We start from the raw sequence: 17,776 nt of genomic DNA, 5'->3' as shown, positions 1-17,776 counted from the left end.
GTTTTCCACAAGCCTTTTTATGTTGCCGGTTAATCCGTAAACCAACCCAAAATCCAGTTGGCCACGGTCATGATCAACGCCCCCAAAAATGCGGCGACAAATCCTTCCACTTCAAACCCGTCCACAAAGAAGCTGGCCATCCAAAACATGAACGTATTAATCACAAATGAAAACAAGCCCAATGTCAAAATGGTGATGGGCAAAGTCAACACCTTGATGACCGGCCGGACAATCAGATTGATGATGCTCAGTGCAATCGAGGCGAAAAGAGCGGCTTTCCAGCTTTCCACTTCAATTCCCGAAACCAAATGGGAAGCAAGAAAGACAGCAATGGCGCCCACAACGATTTTTAACAGGATTCTCATAAACATTCTCCTCCTTACTTAATTCATACCCGATTGTTCAAAGATATAAAATGCTTTGTGAACAATCAACCTTTTTCTTGAATCCCCCTCTGTCCCGGATGAGAAGGAGCAAAAGTTATGGAATCCATTCAACCGCCATGGCTGTCTTTTTTTGCAAACGGATCAAGCCGTCCGGAAAAGCCGGCGTCCCGCTTTCCTGTATCACACAAACTTCAGGATGCCATTTCTTCTCCCGTGCATTGGTTCACCATTTCGACCAGTCTTTTCTCCAGTTGCCCGGCAATCCGTTTCACCCGTTCACTTTCCACTTCCTTGGCAAGTTCACTCAGACGTAGAACACCGACACGTACGGTATTTTTTTCTTGATCCCAATAAACCATGCATTTGGCCGGAAGCAAAAATCCACAGTCGGGATGTTCGGTTAACAGCTGTTTCGTCAAGTCGGCGTGAGACAACTCAAGAATGTAATAAGGTTGATTGAACCGGATTCCTTGTTCAAACAATTTTGTGGAAATATCATACTTCCATAATAATCGGAATTTATGTTCGGCAATTTTTTCCTCCAAACGCTTCAGCACCTGTTCCGTCGAAGCGCCTTTCACATCCACGACATATGAATACATCTCTCTCCTCCTCTTTTCAAACCGGTCTTCTTTTCCTATTGTATCATGATTTCTTTCCAATCTTTAATACACTGTATTCATGAATGAATAGAATCATGAAACCGAACACACTCTTTGATCCCTTCAATTGACTAATAATCAATCTCATTTTATAATTATTATAAATTGATATTGACTTTAATATATAGCCGTGCTATTGTAAAAATACAATGAATCAGCCCTTTCCTGCATTCAGGGATCATGCCACGGGTATACTTATCTTTAGGTTCTTCAGCAAGGAGGGGGATGGACTAAATGGATTGCCAACAAAAAATCACATCCGAAGTTGTAGGAAAAATCGAAAATGGTAAAGTGGTCTTATATCATCTTGGAAAAAAAATCGGCCATATTCCGTTGGACGAAAAGCTGCCTCATTTGGAAGAAGGCTATCAGTTCAAAAACGGAGACATCCATTCTTCACTCATCCCACCATCCCAACCTTCGCCTGACTCGTATGTGAGCGATTGCGATTTGGGATGGTGTTGACATAAAAAAGCAGGGGAAATCATTCCCCTGCTTTTCCTTTTCGCTGTTGCTCCATGACTTGCGAGCCCAGCGCCACAAGACGTTTTGTCATCTCTCCACCTACTGACCCATTGGCACGGGCTGTGGTGTCAGCCCCCAACTCGACTCCGAATTCTTGAGCGATTTCATTCTTCATCTGTTCCAATGATTCTCTGGCACCCGGAACAACAAGCCTGTTTCTTCTAGCCATTCGAATCACTCCTTTGTCGTAAGGTGGTGATGAACGTCTTGCAATATTCAGTTTGTCCGCAATTCCGTGCAATTATTGATTCCTTACTTTGGGGTTGCGGTCTCTTCCCGTTTTGCCAGCAGGGTTTCCATGCGTTTTTTGTCTCTTTCCAAAATCGGCGCCAGGAATTGTCCGGTATAAGATCCTTTGCTCTTGGCCACTTCTTCCGGTGTTCCTTTGGCAACGATCGTTCCCCCGCCGCTTCCGCCTTCCGGTCCCAGGTCAATCAGATAGTCCGCTGTTTTAATCACATCCAGATTATGCTCAATGACGACCACCGTGTCCCCGTTTTCCACCAGCCGCTCCAACACTTTGAGCAACCGCGCGATATCATCGATGTGAAGACCGGTGGTGGGTTCATCCAGTACATATAACGTCCTCCCTTGACTCCGTTTATACAACTCCGAAGCCAATTTCACCCGTTGGGCTTCCCCCCCGGACAATTGCGTGGCCGGCTGTCCCAGTTTGATATACCCCAGCCCCACGTCATAAAGGGTTTGCAATTTCCGTTGGATCCGGGGAATATTCGCAAAGAAATCCAAGGATTCCTCCACCGTCATTTCCAAGACATCCGAAATGCTTTTTCCTTTGTATTTCACTTCCAAGGTTTCCCGGTTATACCGTTTCCCTTTGCATTGTTCACACGGTACATAAACATCCGGCAGAAAATGCATTTCAATTTTAATAATACCGTCCCCGCGGCAGGCCTCGCACCGTCCGCCTTTGACATTGAAACTGAAACGCCCTTTCTTGTAGCCTCTCACCTTGGCTTCCGGCGTGGATGCAAACACTTCGCGGATATCATCAAACACCCCGGTGTACGTTGCAGGATTGGAACGCGGTGTTCTCCCGATCGGAGATTGGTCGATGTTAATGATTTTATTTAAATGTTCGGCGCCTTCGATTTTTTTGTGCTTGCCGGGCACCGTTTTGGCTTTGCCCAACCGGCGCGCCAAACCTTTTAACAAAATTTCATTAACCAGTGTACTTTTTCCCGAACCGGAAACGCCCGTCACACAGGTGAATACGCCGAGAGGAAAGGCAACATCGATATTTTTCAAGTTATTTTCCCGTGCTCCCGACACTTTGATCCATTTGCCGTTCGGCTCTCTCCGCTTCTGTGGCACGGGAATGAAACGGCGGCCGCTTAAGTATTCCCCTGTCAACGATTTTTCATTTTCCATCAATTCCTGCGGCGTGCCGGCAGCAACCACTTTTCCCCCGTGGGCTCCGGCACCGGGACCGATATCGATGATGTAATCGCAAGCCAACATCGTGTCTTCATCATGCTCCACCACAATCAGGGTATTCCCCAAATCCCTCATCTCCTTGAGGGTGGCAATCAAGCGGTTGTTATCTCTCTGATGGAGTCCGATGCTCGGCTCATCCAGAATATACAAAACCCCCATCAATTTGGAACCGATCTGGGTCGCCAGGCGAATCCGTTGCGCTTCTCCTCCCGACAACGTCCCGGCCGCGCGGGACAAACTCAGATAACCGAGTCCCACATTGACCAAAAAACCGAGCCGGCTTTTAATTTCTTTTAACACTTGATAAGCGATTTGGTTTTCCTTGTCCGACAAAGACAGGTTTTGGAAAAATCCCAGTGCCTCTTTGATCGAAAGACGAGTGACCTCATCGATGTTTTTTCCGCCGACGTAGATATGAAGAATCTCTTTTTTCAGGCGGGCCCCCTTGCAGGAAGGGCAAGACTTGGTTGTCATATACGTTTCCAAATACTCGCGCACCATGTCGGAACCGGTTTCTTTGTAACGGCGGTTCAAATGTCCCACCACCCCGTCAAACCGGGCCATGGCTTCCCGTTCAAAACCGCTGTTTCTCACATATCTGAAAGGAAACCGTTCATCGGAACCGTAAAGGAGAATATCCTTTTCCTTTTGGCTTAAATCCTGAAACGGCTTATCCATGTCAATTTGGAAATGGTCGCAAGCGGCTTTCAACAGTTGCTCGTAATAATGATTGCCGTTGGAAGAAGACCAGGGTTCAATCGCTCCTTCATTCAGGGAAAGGGACGGATCGGGAATCACCAGCTGCGGGTCGATCACCAACCGGTTTCCCAGTCCGTCACAAGCCGGACAAGCGCCGTACGGGCTGTTAAAAGAGAACATGCGCGGAGACAATTCCTCAATGCTGAAGCCGCACTCCGGACAAGCCAGCTTGGAACTGAACAACAACTCGTCCCCGCCGATCACATCCACCAACACTTCACCGTCACTGATTGCCAGAGCGGTCTCGACGGAATCCGTAAGCCGCGTGTTCACGCCCGGTTTGACGATGATCCGGTCCACCACCACTTCGATGGTATGCTTTTTGTTTTTCTCCAGTTTGATCTCTTCGGACAAATCCCGGAGTTCCCCGTCAATCCGGACACGCACATACCCTTGGCGGCTGATATCTTTTAAAAGCTTGACATGCTCCCCTTTTCGCCCTTTGACGACCGGTGCCAAAACCTGAATCCGGGAACGCTCCGGCAATTCCATGATCCGGTCCACCATTTGCTGAACGGTTTGCGATTTAATCTCGATTCCATGCACCGGACAATAAGCATGTCCCACCCGCGCATAGAGCAAGCGCAGGTAATCGTAAATCTCGGTCACGGTTCCGACCGTGGAACGGGGATTGCGGCTCGTCGTTTTCTGGTCGATGGAGATCGCCGGGGACAACCCGTCAATCCCATCGACATCCGGCTTGTCCATTTGCCCCAAAAACTGGCGGGCATAAGCCGAAAGCGATTCGACATAACGACGTTGCCCTTCGGCATAAATGGTGTCAAACGCAAGTGAGGACTTTCCGGAACCGCTCAACCCCGTGATGACAACAAACTGATCACGCGGAATCGTCACATCAATGTTTTTCAGATTATGCACCCGTGCACCGCGAACGACAATCTTTTCTTGCGACATGTCTTAAACCTCCGCTTTCAATTCGATAATCAAATCCCGCAATTCGGCAGCACGTTCAAAATTCAACTCTTTGGCGGCTTCTTTCATTTCTTTTTCCAGGTCGCGGATCAACTTGTTCCGTTCAGACTTGCTCATTTTCTTCGTTTGTTTTCCTGTCACATATTCAGCGGTTTGTTCCGCCACTTTGGTCGCCTCAATCACTTCACGCACGTCTTTTTGAATCGTTTGGGGGACAATTCCGTGTTTTTTATTGTAGGCCGCTTGAATTTGCCGACGGCGCTCTGTTTCATCGATCGCTTTTTTCATGGAGTCGGTGATCTTGTCCGCATACATCACCACTTCTCCGTGGGCATTCCGCGCAGCCCGTCCGATGGTTTGGATCAAAGAACGCTCCGAACGCAAAAATCCTTCTTTGTCGGCATCCAAAATCGCCACCAGGGAAACTTCCGGTAAATCCAATCCTTCCCTTAACAGGTTAATCCCAATCAACACGTCAAATTCACCCAGACGCAGATCGCGTAAGATTTTCATCCGTTCAATGGTTTTGATATCCGAATGCAAATAGCGGACTTTGATCCCCATTTCTTTCAGATAATCCGTCAAATCCTCCGCCATTTTTTTCGTCAGGGTCGTCACCAGCACGCGTTCATCCTGTTCAATGCGGTCATGAATCAGCCCGATCAGGTGGTCAATTTGCCCCTTGATCGGATGGATATGGATTTTCGGATCCAACAACCCTGTCGGGCGGATAATCTGTTCCACCACTTCCGGCGATTTCTCCAATTCATACGGACCCGGTGTCGCGGAAACAAATAAGATCTGATTAATCTTTTCTTCAAACTCGCTAAATCTGAGCGGCCGGTTGTCTTTGGCCGACGGAAGCCGGAAACCGTGCTCCACCAACATCTCCTTTCGCGCCTGATCCCCGTTGTACATCCCGTGAATTTGCGGAATGGTGACATGGGACTCATCCACTATGATCAAGAAGTCTTTCGGGAAAAAGTCCAACAAGGTGTAAGGCGGTTCTCCCGGCTTTTTGCCGACCAGGTGGCGGGAATAGTTCTCGATCCCGGAACAAAATCCGACTTCCCGCATCATTTCCAAATCATATCTCGTCCTTTGCTCCAAGCGTTGTGCTTCCAGCAGTTTGCCTTGTTCCCTCAGTTCCTTGAGCCGTTCATCCAGCTCCTGTTCAATCCCTTTCAAAGCCCTTTCCATCACATCGGAACGGGTGACATAGTGAGAAGCCGGGAAGATGGCAACATGTTCCCTTTCCCCGATAATTTCTCCCGTCACGACATCAATTTCGCGAATCCGGTCAATCTCATCCCCAAAAAACTCCACCCGGACCGCTTGTTCACTCCGGGAAGCAGGGAAAATCTCCACCACATCGCCCCGCACCCGGAACGTTCCGCGCACAAAATTGATATCGTTTCGTTCATATTGGATATCCACCAACTTACGCAACACTTCGTTCCGGTCCCTTTCCATTCCCACTCGCAAGGAAAGAACCAGATCCCGGTATTCCGTCGGTGAACCCAAGCCGTAAATACAAGAAACACTCGAAACAATAATCACATCTTCCCGCTCAAACAGAGCGCTGGTTGCCGAGTGGCGCAACTTGTCAATTTCATCATTGATGGACGCATCTTTTTCTATATAAGTATCCGTTGCCGGAATATAAGCTTCAGGTTGATAATAATCATAATAACTGACAAAATATTCGACGGCATTATGGGGGAAGAATTCCTTCAACTCCCCGCACAACTGCGCCGCCAACGTCTTGTTGTGCGCAATCACCAGCGTGGGTTTGTTGACCCGGGCAATCGTTTGGGCCATGGTAAACGTTTTCCCCGTCCCCGTGGCTCCCAAAAGGGTTTGGTACTTGTTGCCCGCCTGAATTTGGCGGACCAGTTTCTCAATCGCCTGCGGTTGATCCCCACGCGGCTCAAAATCCGACACCAGTTGGAATTGTTTTCCCATCCGACTCACCTCATTTCCACATGAAAGTATTATAACATACGGACACGACCTATAAGAACATTCGTTCCGAATCCAAAAAAAGCCTTTCCAGACCGGAAAGGCTTTTGGCTGACACCCGACGGGCGCCTGAATCCCCAAATTGCGGCCCAAGTCAAGACGTGGACCGGACGCGGGTTTTTTCGTCCGCCGGAAGGGCGGGAATCACTCCCAAATCAGCCGGATCATCCTCAAATAAAGTTTTTTGGGTGATGTGCAGGTTCTGATGTTCATCCAACACTGCCAGCTTGCAATGGGTCGCTGTTTCCGCCACCCGGGTCAGCTCCTCCATGCTACGGACGGGCCGTCCGTTACAGCGCTGAATCACATCGCCAGTTCTCAATCCCATCGCTTCTGCCGGGGAATCCGGAATCACAGCCAGAACCTTCACACCTTGATGGTTGGAAACAAAATACGGCGTTGAACGTTTTTCCATCCACTTGGTTCCAAGATAGATCCCTTCATGCCCCAGCACCGCCAAAACCGCCATGATCCACCCGCCGGACTCCCATCCTTCCAAAAAGGCCAGCCCCAAACTTAAAATCACGGCATACAAAAAAGTAAAGGTGGATGTCTGCCTTTTTTGTTTTTTCAACATTCCCGACAGATTCATCCGCGCAAAACTCAAAAAAACCGGAAGCGGAATCCAACCATTTGGACCGCTCAACAGCAAAGGAACCGGCCAGCCTTTTTTCAGCATGAAACCACTCACCTGATTGACTTGGACCGGATAAGCTCCGTTTTCCCCATCCAAGCGGATCAAAGCCCATTCCAACCAATGGCTGGCGGCAATCAGCCATAACCAGTCCCGGGCAGGGAAAGCATACACCATTTCGGGGACCGGGAAAGGATCCAGCCACGTTGTTTCCGTCACGCAATAGTGAACCAGGCATAACATGCCGGCAGAATAAGCAAGACAAGCAAAACGCAGTCCAAAGACGGACAAAAGGAGCGTCAGGCTCCAAACCATGAACCAGTCTCCGGGTTGAATCTCCCACCGGCCCCCGGACAAACACAGGGAACCGGCCAAACCGACAATCAACGACCAGCAAGTTGTCCGAAGCAACAAAGCCCACTTGGGTTCCAAAACACTGTGAAACGTTTTGAGTTCATATCGCCTGCGCACCCACACATATACCACAATCATCCCTGTTCCCAGCCAAAAAGCCGGGTGAATGAACGTTGAAAACCACTTGGTCAAAAAAGAAAGCGGATCTTCCCAAACAGACCACAATTTGTCCTTCCTCCATATCATAAAAAATACCCCAATGGAAATCATTGGGGTATTTTCTATATTTCCGGGACAAATCCTTTATTTTTTCTTCAAGAGCTCCACTGCCACCTGCAATGTCACATCATTTTTCGGGTCGCGCAAAAAGTTGATAAATGCTTGTCGCAATTTATCGGAGGATACCTCATCCAGTTGTCCTGTCTCCGGAATTCCTTCTTTCTTTTGGAAGGACTTGACAGCCTGTTCGGTAGAACCGTCAAAATATCCGTCCGTGCGCCCCGGATGGTAACCCAGCGCATCCAAAATCAACTGCATATTTTTGACTTCGGTTGAATTATCATCTTTTTTTAGCGGTGCATCCGGCTGGGGAGGAAGCACATTGGCATATGCGGGTTTCTTCACGGGAACATCCGGTTTGATCCCTTTGGTTCCGCCATGCTGGTCAATCCAGTTTCCTTCCGGCGTCAACCATTTGGCGATGGTCAGTTTCAAGTTGCTGCCGTCATCAAAGGATTTGGTGGTCTGAACCGTTCCTTTTCCGAAGGTGGTTTCCCCGACCAACGGATATCCACCGGATTCTTTTAAAGCGGCTGCGAGAATTTCAGACGCACTCGCACTGCCTTTGTCAATCAAAACCGTGATGGGATAAGGCTTTTTGGTTTCCTGTTTGGAATGATATTCCGTGCGGCTTCCCGACTTATCCTCCGTCATCAAGACGCGTTTTTTGCCGGGCACCAATTGGTCACAAATTTCCAATACGGACTGCAAAAGGCCACCCGGGTTTCCGCGGACGTCAATGACAAGCCCGTTGATCCCCTGATCCTCCAGTTTTTTCAGCTCTTTGGCAAAATCTTCTGCTGTATTTTCCGAAAACTGCGTCAATGTGATCCGTCCGATTTTGTCAGGCAACATCGTTGCTTCCACGGTTTGAAGCGAAATTTCATCCCGCACCACCGTAATGTTTAGCGGTTCGCTGACGCCGGGACGGGAAATGAGCAATTGGGCTTTGCTTCCCTTCGGACCGCGGATTTTGCTGACCGCCTCTTGAATGTCCATTCCTTCCAGGCTTTGCCCGTTGACTTTTAACACTTGGTCACCTGCACGCAATCCGGCTTTTTCCGCAGGCGAATCCTTGATCGGCGCAATAATGGTCACTTGGCCGTTGGTCAATGTCACTTCGGCACCGATTCCCGTAAAGGATGACTGCAAATCTTCCTCAAATTGCGCTGCTTCTTTCGGACTCATGTAGGCGGAGTAAGGATCCCCCAGGGATTCAATCATTCCTTTGATGGCCCCGTCAATCAATTGTTCTTCATTTACTTTATGTAAATAAGAAGAAGTAATCGTTTGATATGCTTGCTTTAATTTCCCCTCGTGTGTTTCAAATGATTGAGACCGGTCAAAAGAAAACAGGGTTCCGGATTCCAGTTGATCAATCAACCCCCCGTCACCCACAACCAGCACGGTAAGCAAACTGCTGAAAATCATTGTCACAACCGTAATGATCGCGACGGTCCTGCCTTTAAAATTCATTGTCAGTAAACACCCACCTTTGGATCCCCTTGCAGGCGATCCGGATCAGCCCTTTATACTCTTTAATGTATGACAACCCCGGACAAAATAGTCGTCCGGGATATTATTTTAACTATATCACATTTTTAGTTCATATACCGTTCCGGGTCATAAGACGGCGGTTGGGCCCCTTGTCCGATCCGTACTTCAAAGTGCAAGTGCGGTCCCGTTGAGTTTCCGTTATTTCCAATCGCTGAAATGACCTGCCCGGCTTTTACTTCTTCCCCGGGTTGCACTTTGACTTGGTTGGGGTAACTGTGAGCATACCGGGTAAAGAAAGGCATGCCTTTATAATGTCCGTGATAAATGGTGATCAACCAACCATATCCGGAAGACGCACGGCTGGACACCACGACACCGTCAGCTGCGGCCTTGATCGGAGTGCCGATCGGTCCTCCGTAATCCACTCCCGCGTGAAGTTTTTTCGTTCCAAAGATGGGATGCACACGGTATCCGTAACTGGAAGTCTTTGTGACAGTGGTCGGTTTAATGAGCGGACCGGTGTATGCAAAACGAAGCTTGCCCGAACGCCATTCCGCCAGGTTGATCTGAATCAATTCGTCTTTATGTTCCTCCAGAATGCTTTCCAGCTGCTGCAGGCTGGCATCGGACGCTTCGAGTTCTTTCATCAACTTTTGATATTCTTTGTTAATTTGATCAATCAGCTTTTGTTGTTCCTCAATTTTCACCTGTTTTTCGTCAATGGCTTTCTGGCGATCGTCGACCGCTTTTTGGTATTCGGCCACGATTTTATAATCTCCTTTGACGAGAAGGCGAATGATTTCAAAGCGGTTCAAAAACTCATTAAAATCCTCTGCAGCCAGCAACTGGGCCAAGTAGTTATTTTCTCCGTGCAAATACATCCGGCTGATGCGAACATCAAAATCTTTCCGGATCTCTTGCAAATCTTTTTCCGCTTCCTGCCGCTTTTGCTCAATGGGCTCGATTTCCTTCTGGATGGACTCAATCTTTTGATCTGCTTCGTCCATCTTGCTTTTAAACTCTTCCATCTTCTGTTTCAAACTTTGCTGTTTCTCCAGGATTCCTTGTTTGTCCTCACGGACGCTGTCGATTTTTTCCCGGAGCGACTCGGCTGACACTGTTTGTGGAGGAGTCATCATTGCCGTCAATGAAGCAATCAAAGCCATGGTTAACCATTTCTTACTCATTGATATAAGCGCCTCCCAGTCTTTCTCCTAGTTCCCCATCGCCTTCCTGTTCTCTGTTCTTTTTTATATTACTCAAAACATATGAATATAGTTTAATTCTATTTTATATGGAAACATACAAAGAAATTTTGACGATTTTATCCTTTTTATCCAATTTGCTTGATGGGGTCAATGAAAATGGGAAGTCGATCTAATCACCAGGATTAGATCGACTTTATCCATGATTTGTTCTAGTAATATTGCAAGGGATCCACCGGTTTCCCGTTTTCATGTATTTCAAAATGCAGGTAGGGCACCAACTGGGGATAGTTCCCGACCGAAGCGATTTGTTGCCCTTTTTCCACACGATCCCCGACCTCAACTTGCACTGTGCTTGGATACATATGGGCATAAAGGGTCTTGAATCCATTTCCATGATCAATCACAATATAGTAGCCGTATCCGCCCGGGTCCGATTTTGTCAATACAACGATGCCTGAAGCCGCAGCCACAATCGGTGAGCCCATCGAATTTTTGATGTCAATTCCTTCGTGGCTTCCGTTTCGTTCCCCGAATTCAGAAGAGACTTTTCCGCCCGGTTGCGGCCAGGCCAAAGTATCATTCTCATGCCGGTCCGGTGAAGAAGATGCCGGCGGATGGGAATTGCGAACCTGTCTGTTTTTATCCTCCTGACGAACGGGTTGCATTTTCTCGGGCTCCGGCTCCCGTACCGGATGCTGAAGCGTCCGGCTTTGCTGCTGATACAACGCCGTATAACGTGTCAAATGTTGCCGGGCTTCTTTCAGCAAAGCCTCTTTTTCTTTTTTGCTTTTCTCGATCATGGCCACTTCATTTTCCAAAGCTTTTTTCTCTTTCAAATATTGCTTGATCACGGCACTTTCATTTTCCACGAACATAGAAAGAATATCCAGGCGCATCAAAAACTCCGAAACGGAATTCGCGCTCAACAAATAATAGAGATATTGATTTTTGTGACTTCTCTTATATATATGTACCAGCACCGCCTCAAACCGCGCTTCCAGCATGCTCAGTTTTTTTTGTTTCTCCAACAGGTTCATTTTCTTTTGCGCGATTTCTTCATTTAACCCCGCAACTTGCCGCTCCCTGGCCATAACCTGTTTTTTGGCTTCTTCCAGTTTGATCCATGCCGGGTTCTTCTGGTGTTCACTGTTTGCTTTGACCGAAAGCGGGCTTGCGAGGCTGAATAAGACCGCCTGAACAAGCATCATTGTAGTGACAAACCATTTTCGAACCACTTTGGTCGTACTCCTCCCGTTTCAATTCAGCTTACTTGCCCTGTTCCGGGGGCAAATAAGAGATGGGATCGACAGGTGTACTTCCTTTATGTACTTCAAAATGCAAGTGAGGTCCGGTTGAAAATCCATTACTTCCCACAGCTGCGATGACATCTCCCGCCGATACCTTTTGGCCGACTTCCACTTTTACCGTTTGAGCATACATGTGGGCATAAAGCGTGGAAAGTCCGTTCCCATGGTAAATGACAATGACATAACCGTATCCATTTGAAGGACGGGCTTCAATCACTTCACCGGACGACGCGGCACGGATCGGGGTCCCCATTTTCGCTGCGATATCCATCCCTTCATGCATCCGGTATTCCCGGTGAACCGGGTGATATCGCATGCCGAACGGGGAAGTCACCGTCCCGTTTACCGGCCAAAGAAAGCCGTCGCTTGCCGGAACATTGCCGTCCGGATGGTTTTGTTGCTCTTTTTTGCGGGCTTCTTCTTCCCGTTTGGCCACCCAGTTGCGCAATTCTTTCCGGGCCTGAATGTTTTGGTCCTCCAATTCCGCCAGGTTCGTCTCCAGCGCCGCCAACTTTCCTTCATGTTGTTGGTATTTTTTTTGGAGTTGAGCAAAAACGCCCTGGGCTTCTTTTTGTGCTGTTTGTAAGTTTGCCAAATCCTTTTGTAATTCCTGCTCAACTCCGGCCAATTCTTTTTGTTTGTCGGTATATTTTTGGATCACGCGCTGATCGGCCCGGGCCAAAATGCTGATATAATCGTACCGTTTCAGGAAATCCCCGATGGAGTCGGATTGTAACAAAAGCTCAAAGTAAAAATTGTTTCCTTTTAAATAAATATCCTGCATGCGATGTTTGTAAGTTTGACGCAAAAGATCCAATTCCCTCTCAACGCTTTTGCGCTCTTCCCGTTTTTCCTTTATTTGGTTTTCCAGTGCATAAACACGCATGTCCAACTGGTTGAGTTCCTTCTTTTTCGCTTCAATCTGACCCAAAATTTGTTTCATGTCCTCTTGCGCTAGTTCTTTCTTTTTTTCCAGTTGCAATATTTCTTGATCCCGTTGTCGGATTTCCTCTTTTTTCTCATCGATGGAAGAGGAATCTGTGATTGCAAAGCTGTCTTTGACGGGGATCAAAGAAAAAACCAGCAAAAAAGAAAATATCCCTGCAAATTCTTTCCTAATCACTTTGCTCCTCCTCGAACTAGACTCCTCCTCTTTACACTTTCAAGAAACGGCGCACGGAAATAATGCTTCCCAGTGTCCCGATCGCTGTTCCCAGAGCGAAAATGCACAAGGTCACATAAGTACCCAGCGAGAGGATCGGCATCATTTTCAGAATGGATTGGGCTTCACCGGCCCCCAAAATGGTGTAAGCCACTTGATAGAGAACCAAAACCAGGATGGTCGGAACGAGGGCACCAACCCATCCGATAAACGCCCCTTCAATAAAGAACGGCCACCGGATGAACCAGTTGCTGGCTCCCACCAGCCGTTGGATTTCAATCTCTTTCCGACGGGCAATAATGGTCAGCTTAATGGTGTTGGAAATCAAGAAGGCGGCAAGAGTCGCCAGCCCCAATCCGAAAATCAAAATGATGTTCCGAATCCAGCTGGACAATGTCAGCAATTGCTCGGTCACATATTCACCGTCATCCGCTTCGTCAATTCCCGTCATCGATTTCACCTTTTCGGTCAGGCTTTTGATCTGATGGGGATCTTTGGGTACAACCGTGATGACGTCAGGCAAGGGGTTTTTCCCTTCCCCTTCATAACTGCGGAAAATTTCCGTTCCTTCCTCTCCCCATTGGGCCTTCAGCTGACGCAATCCTTCTTCCTTCGGCACCAGTTCCGCACTTTTCACTTCGGGCATCGATTCGATTTGTTTCAATACTTGGAGCTGCTGGTCATCCGTCAACTGCTCGGCAAGTGCTGCACGAATCGCCACCTGTTTATCCAGCTCCACCGCCATGTAGCGGACGTTGAATGCAAAAATGAGGAAAATACCGAAGATAAACAGCGTAACGGCTACAGCACTGATCGCGGCAAAACTCATCCAGGCATTGCGACGCACGCCGCGATAAGCTTCCCGAAAATGTCGCGATAATGTCTCAATCCTCATAGCCGTATTCTCCTCCCATTTCGTCCCGGACAATCACACCTTGTTCAATGGCAATGACGCGTTGTCTGAGTGTGTTTACAATTTCTTTGTTGTGTGTCGCCATTACGATGGTGGTTCCGCGCCGGTTAATCTCTTCCAGCAGATACATGATGTCCCAAGAGTTTTCCGGATCGAGGTTTCCGGTGGGCTCGTCCGCTATCACAAAAGTTGGATTATTGACAATTGCGCGAGCGATTGCCACACGTTGCTGCTCCCCTCCGGAAAGTTGCGACGGCAAGGCATGCATCCGGTCCGCCAGACCAACCAGCTCCAAGACTTCGGTGACTCTCGGTTTGATTTTGCGTTTGGGAGCCTCGATCGCTTCCATCGCAAAAGCAACATTTTCAAAAGCTGTCATATGCGGAAGCAATTTGAAATCCTGGAACACGACACCGATTTTGCGGCGAACATGCGGAATTTTCCAATCGCGTACCCGTTTGACGTTGACCCCGTTGATCAGAACAACGCCGTGCGTGGGTTTTTCTTCTCTGTACATCAGCTTGATAAATGAACTTTTCCCCGCTCCGCTCGGTCCGACCACATACACGAATTCTCCCTGGTCGATCCGTACGTCCACTCCGCGGAGAGCTTCAACCCCATTTGGATAAACCTTCCACACATCATGCATTTCAATCACGAAAACTCACCCCAGGAAACATGATTTTCAATATAGTTTATCTCTCTCCATTTTTTCTCCTGCTTACTGATGGTAACAAAAATGGTTCGCCACTTCATCCCATTATCATCCTAAATTTGAAGAAAAATATCAAATAAAGAAATGGCTTACTTTCCTTCAAAAACTACTTCAATATTATAACACCATTCACCAATTTCCCGGGTTAATATTTTGCAAAATCATTTTTTATTCAAAAATACAAAAAACCCCAAATGATGGTGATTTGGGGTATTATCTTACCATAGAATTCCTTCCTAGTAAATATTGGATAAGGTTTCCCGCTGCTTTTTAAGCGTGGCGATTTTGTTTGAAAGTGTCTTCAACACTTGTTCTTTTGCGGTTCCTCCCTCGCTTTTGCGCGCATCCACCACATTTTCCAGTTCCAAACAGGAATAGACATCTTCCCCGATTTCCGGGGAGAAACGGTGAAACTCTTCCAAGGAGCAATCACTCAAGGTTTTTTCTTTGTGAATGGCATACAAAACCAGCTTTCCGACAATTTCATGCGCTTTGCGGAAAGGAATGCCTTTGCCCACCAAATAATCGGCCAAATCCGTTGCATTGGCAAACCCTTGCCCGGCATGCCGTTTCATTTTCGATTGGTTGACTTCCATCGTTTCAATGAGGGCCGCCATCAAACGAAGGGAACCTTTTAACGTGCGGACCGTATCAAAAACCCCCTCTTTGTCTTCCTGCAAGTCTTTGTTGTAGGTGAGGGGCAAAGCTTTCAGCGTGGTCAACAAAGCCATCAAATGCCCGAACACCCGTCCGGTTTTTCCGCGGATCAACTCCGGGATATCCGGGTTTTTTTTCTGCGGCATCATGCTGCTTCCGGTGCAAAACGCATCATCCAGGATGACATATTGAAACTCTTCGCTCGACCACAGAATCAGTTCTTCCGACAGCCGGGACAAATGAACCATCACCAAGGAACAGACTGAGAGAAACTCCACCAAATAATCCCGGTCACTCACCGCATCCATGCTGTTATCGTAAAGCGAGGAAAATCCCAACGCTTTTGCAACCATTTGCCGGTCGATGGGAAATGTCGTTCCCGCAATGGCACCGGCCCCCAACGGACAGCAGTTGACGCGTTTGAAGCTGTCGATGAACCGTTGTACATCCCGTTCAAACATCGAAACATAAGCCAATAAATGATGGGCAAACCGGACGGGTTGCGCGCGCTGCAAGTGAGTGTATCCCGGCAATATGGTATCCACGTGTTTCTCGGCCTGTTTGAGCAAAGCTTCCTGCAATTCCAGGATCTTTCCGGCCAGATCGACCGTCTCCTTGCGCACATAAAGGTGCATATCCAAGGCAACCTGGTCATTCCGGCTCCGTCCGGTGTGCAATTTTCCGCCGACTTCCCCGATTTCGTCGATCAGCATCTTCTCGATGTTCATGTGAATGTCTTCATGTTCAATGGAAAATTCGGCTTTCCCTTCCCGGACTTTTTGCCGGATGGTTGACAAACCTTCCAGTATCCGGTTTGCTTCTTCCCCGGTGATAATCCCGCATGCGCCCAGCATTTTCACATGCGCCATGCTCCCTTCGATGTCTTCTTCAGCCAATTCTTTATCAAATCCAATGGATGCATTAAAGGCTTCCACCCACTGGTGTGTGGTCTTGGTGAAACGCCCGCCCCACAGTTTCATGGTCTTCCTCCTTTTTATGCACGCTTGCATAAATATTCGTCGGCAATCCCCACAATTTAATAAACCCGACAGCCGCCTGATGATCAAAACTGTCTTCATTGGAGTAGGTGGCCAATTTTTCGTTGTATAACGAATAAGGGGAAATTCTTCCCGTCACCGTCGCATGGCCTTTGAACAAGTTTACGCGAACCTTTCCGGTCACCACTTGTTGCGTTTCTTCAATGAACGCATCCAGCGCTTTTTTCAGCGGCGAATACCAAAGCCCGTCATAAACCATTTCCGACCACTTTTTCTCAACCGTGGCCTTGAACTGCAAAACATCTTTCGGCTGCGTCAGAAATTCCAGTTCCCGGTGTGCGTTGATCAATGTGACCGCTCCCGGACATTCATAAACTTCACGCGATTTAATTCCCACCAGCCGGTCCTCCACATGATCGATCCGTCCGACCCCGTGTTTTCCGGCCAACTTGTTCAATTGCTCCAAAATCTCAGGGAAAGAAAGCCGGTTTCCATTCAGGGATACAGGAACGCCTTTTTCAAAAGCGATCTCGATTTCGTCCGGTTGATCCGGGGTGCCGGCCAAAGGACACGTCCATTCATAAGCAGCTTCCGGAGGCGCCTGCCACGGATTCTCCAATTCACCGCATTCACAACTTCTTCCCCACATGTTTTGGTCAATGCTGAACGGATTGTCCAAATCAACCGGAATCGGAATCCCGTGTTTTTTTGCATAAGCAATTTCCTCATCCCGGGTCATTCCCCATTCCCGTACCGGGGCCACCACTTTCAACTTTGGATTCAATGCCGCAACCGAAACATCAAACCGGACTTGGTCATTTCCTTTTCCCGTGCAACCGTGGGCAACGGCAACGGCCCCTTCTTCTTTTGCGATTTCAACCAGCACTTTGGAAATCAACGGACGGGACAAGGCCGAATGCATCGGATACTTTCCTTCATATAAAGCATTGGCTTTCAAAGCCGGCAGCAGGTATTCTTCAGCAAACAACGCTTTGGCATCGACCACAACGGATTTGACTGCTCCCACTTTCAACGCCTTGTCCTTGACAAAATCCATGTCTTTGCCTTCCCCGACGTCCAATCCGACCGCAATCACATCATAGCCGTATTTTTCTTTCAACCACGGAATCGCAACTGATGTATCTAAACCACCTGAATAAGCTAAGACCACTTTCTCCTTACTCATGGGTATCCCTCGCTTTTAATAAAAATTCATTTATATGTATGATTATACATCCTGTGCATAAAAAATCCACCCCCAATTTTTTGAACCGGCTAAAAAAAAGCAGAAACCTTTTTCCGGTTTC

15 protein-coding genes are annotated in these 17,776 nt (G+C 47.9%); 1 reads left to right on the top strand and 14 read right to left on the bottom strand.

The features are described from left to right. Positions 1–29: 29 nt before the first annotated feature. Both NYE37_RS02130 and NYE37_RS02125 read right to left on the bottom strand, forming a co-directional pair. Positions 30–365: a phage holin family protein gene (locus tag NYE37_RS02130; protein WP_037993291.1), complete on the bottom strand. Its 336-nt coding sequence runs from the start codon at positions 363–365 to the stop codon at positions 30–32. Between the two features lie 212 nt (positions 366–577). Further along, complete coding sequence (locus NYE37_RS02125; RefSeq protein ID WP_049720669.1) at positions 578–988, bottom strand: DUF302 domain-containing protein; 411 nt, start codon at positions 986–988, stop codon at positions 578–580. Between the two features lie 294 nt (positions 989–1,282). On the opposite strand from NYE37_RS02125, the gene NYE37_RS02120 reads away from it, so the two are divergent. Further along, on the top strand, positions 1,283–1,513 hold the full coding sequence (locus tag NYE37_RS02120; RefSeq protein ID WP_037993289.1) for a DUF2553 family protein: 231 nt from the start codon (positions 1,283–1,285) through the stop codon (positions 1,511–1,513). A gap of 19 nt (positions 1,514–1,532) precedes the next feature. On the opposite strand, the gene NYE37_RS02115 is transcribed toward NYE37_RS02120, so the two are convergent. The 12 genes from NYE37_RS02115 to NYE37_RS02060 form a co-directional block, all read right to left on the bottom strand. After that, complete coding sequence (locus NYE37_RS02115; RefSeq protein ID WP_037997788.1) at positions 1,533–1,742, bottom strand: alpha/beta-type small acid-soluble spore protein; 210 nt, start codon at positions 1,740–1,742, stop codon at positions 1,533–1,535. Between the two features lie 83 nt (positions 1,743–1,825). Continuing rightward, entirely contained in the window at positions 1,826–4,705 is a 2,880-nt protein-coding gene (gene uvrA / locus NYE37_RS02110; protein ID WP_340711733.1) for an excinuclease ABC subunit UvrA, read from the bottom strand. A gap of 3 nt (positions 4,706–4,708) precedes the next feature. Next, entirely contained in the window at positions 4,709–6,688 is a 1,980-nt protein-coding gene (uvrB, locus tag NYE37_RS02105; RefSeq protein ID WP_037997783.1) for an excinuclease ABC subunit UvrB, read from the bottom strand. A gap of 151 nt (positions 6,689–6,839) precedes the next feature. Beyond that, a complete protein-coding gene (locus NYE37_RS02100) occupies positions 6,840–7,979 on the bottom strand; it encodes a PDZ domain-containing protein (protein ID WP_165489724.1) in 1,140 nt (379 codons plus the stop codon). A 57-nt stretch (positions 7,980–8,036) separates the two neighbouring features. Then, positions 8,037–9,488: a S41 family peptidase gene (locus tag NYE37_RS02095; protein ID WP_037997778.1), complete on the bottom strand. Its 1,452-nt coding sequence runs from the start codon at positions 9,486–9,488 to the stop codon at positions 8,037–8,039. Positions 9,489–9,613: 125 nt separating this feature from the next. Continuing rightward, positions 9,614–10,696 (bottom strand): murein hydrolase activator EnvC family protein, encoded by a 1,083-nt coding sequence (locus NYE37_RS02090; RefSeq protein WP_049720671.1) that lies wholly within the window; start codon positions 10,694–10,696, stop codon positions 9,614–9,616. Positions 10,697–10,926: 230 nt separating this feature from the next. Further along, positions 10,927–11,952 carry a murein hydrolase activator EnvC family protein gene (locus NYE37_RS02085; RefSeq protein ID WP_049720672.1) on the bottom strand — a complete coding sequence of 342 codons (1,026 nt, stop codon included), beginning with the start codon at positions 11,950–11,952 and terminating at the stop codon, positions 10,927–10,929. Between the two features lie 31 nt (positions 11,953–11,983). Continuing rightward, positions 11,984–13,147, bottom strand: a complete 1,164-nt coding sequence (locus tag NYE37_RS02080) for a murein hydrolase activator EnvC family protein (RefSeq protein WP_049720673.1) — start codon at positions 13,145–13,147, stop codon at positions 11,984–11,986. Between the two features lie 31 nt (positions 13,148–13,178). Then, positions 13,179–14,081 carry a permease-like cell division protein FtsX gene (ftsX, locus tag NYE37_RS02075; RefSeq protein ID WP_340711732.1) on the bottom strand — a complete coding sequence of 301 codons (903 nt, stop codon included), beginning with the start codon at positions 14,079–14,081 and terminating at the stop codon, positions 13,179–13,181. Next, positions 14,071–14,757 (bottom strand): cell division ATP-binding protein FtsE, encoded by a 687-nt coding sequence (gene ftsE / locus NYE37_RS02070; protein ID WP_037997772.1) that lies wholly within the window; start codon positions 14,755–14,757, stop codon positions 14,071–14,073. The genes ftsX and ftsE overlap by 11 nt, the downstream gene beginning before the upstream one ends. A gap of 293 nt (positions 14,758–15,050) precedes the next feature. Then, a complete protein-coding gene (argH, locus tag NYE37_RS02065) occupies positions 15,051–16,451 on the bottom strand; it encodes an argininosuccinate lyase (RefSeq protein WP_121874285.1) in 1,401 nt (466 codons plus the stop codon). Next, positions 16,393–17,655, bottom strand: a complete 1,263-nt coding sequence (locus tag NYE37_RS02060) for an argininosuccinate synthase (protein ID WP_037997769.1) — start codon at positions 17,653–17,655, stop codon at positions 16,393–16,395. Before NYE37_RS02060 ends, argH begins: the two co-directional genes overlap by 59 nt. Positions 17,656–17,776 lie beyond the last annotated feature (121 nt).

The sequence above is a fragment of the Thermoactinomyces sp. FSL K6-2592 genome, assembly GCF_038006465.1.
Classification (GTDB): Bacteria; Bacillota; Bacilli; order Thermoactinomycetales; family Thermoactinomycetaceae; genus Thermoactinomyces; species Thermoactinomyces vulgaris.
The sequence above is the reverse complement of the archived record's forward strand: the minus strand, read 5'-3'. Positions and strand labels throughout refer to the sequence as shown.

Excerpts from the sequence above, each read along its gene's own strand:
- NYE37_RS02115 (WP_037997788.1), bottom strand. The coding sequence starts at position 1,742 with ATGGCTAGAAGAAACAGGCTTGTTGTTCCGGGTGCCAGAGAATCATTG.
- NYE37_RS02120 (WP_037993289.1), top strand. The coding sequence starts at position 1,283 with ATGGATTGCCAACAAAAAATCACATCCGAAGTTGTAGGAAAAATCGAA.
- NYE37_RS02095 (WP_037997778.1), bottom strand. The coding sequence starts at position 9,488 with ATGAATTTTAAAGGCAGGACCGTCGCGATCATTACGGTTGTGACAATG.
- NYE37_RS02100 (WP_165489724.1), bottom strand. The coding sequence starts at position 7,979 with ATGATATGGAGGAAGGACAAATTGTGGTCTGTTTGGGAAGATCCGCTT.
- NYE37_RS02130 (WP_037993291.1), bottom strand. The coding sequence starts at position 365 with ATGAGAATCCTGTTAAAAATCGTTGTGGGCGCCATTGCTGTCTTTCTT.
- NYE37_RS02090 (WP_049720671.1), bottom strand. The coding sequence starts at position 10,696 with ATGAGTAAGAAATGGTTAACCATGGCTTTGATTGCTTCATTGACGGCA.
- ftsX (WP_340711732.1), bottom strand. The coding sequence starts at position 14,081 with ATGAGGATTGAGACATTATCGCGACATTTTCGGGAAGCTTATCGCGGC.
- uvrB (WP_037997783.1), bottom strand. The coding sequence starts at position 6,688 with ATGGGAAAACAATTCCAACTGGTGTCGGATTTTGAGCCGCGTGGGGAT.
- NYE37_RS02060 (WP_037997769.1), bottom strand. The coding sequence starts at position 17,655 with ATGAGTAAGGAGAAAGTGGTCTTAGCTTATTCAGGTGGTTTAGATACA.
- argH (WP_121874285.1), bottom strand. The coding sequence starts at position 16,451 with ATGAAACTGTGGGGCGGGCGTTTCACCAAGACCACACACCAGTGGGTG.
- NYE37_RS02125 (WP_049720669.1), bottom strand. The coding sequence starts at position 988 with ATGTATTCATATGTCGTGGATGTGAAAGGCGCTTCGACGGAACAGGTG.
- uvrA (WP_340711733.1), bottom strand. The coding sequence starts at position 4,705 with ATGTCGCAAGAAAAGATTGTCGTTCGCGGTGCACGGGTGCATAATCTG.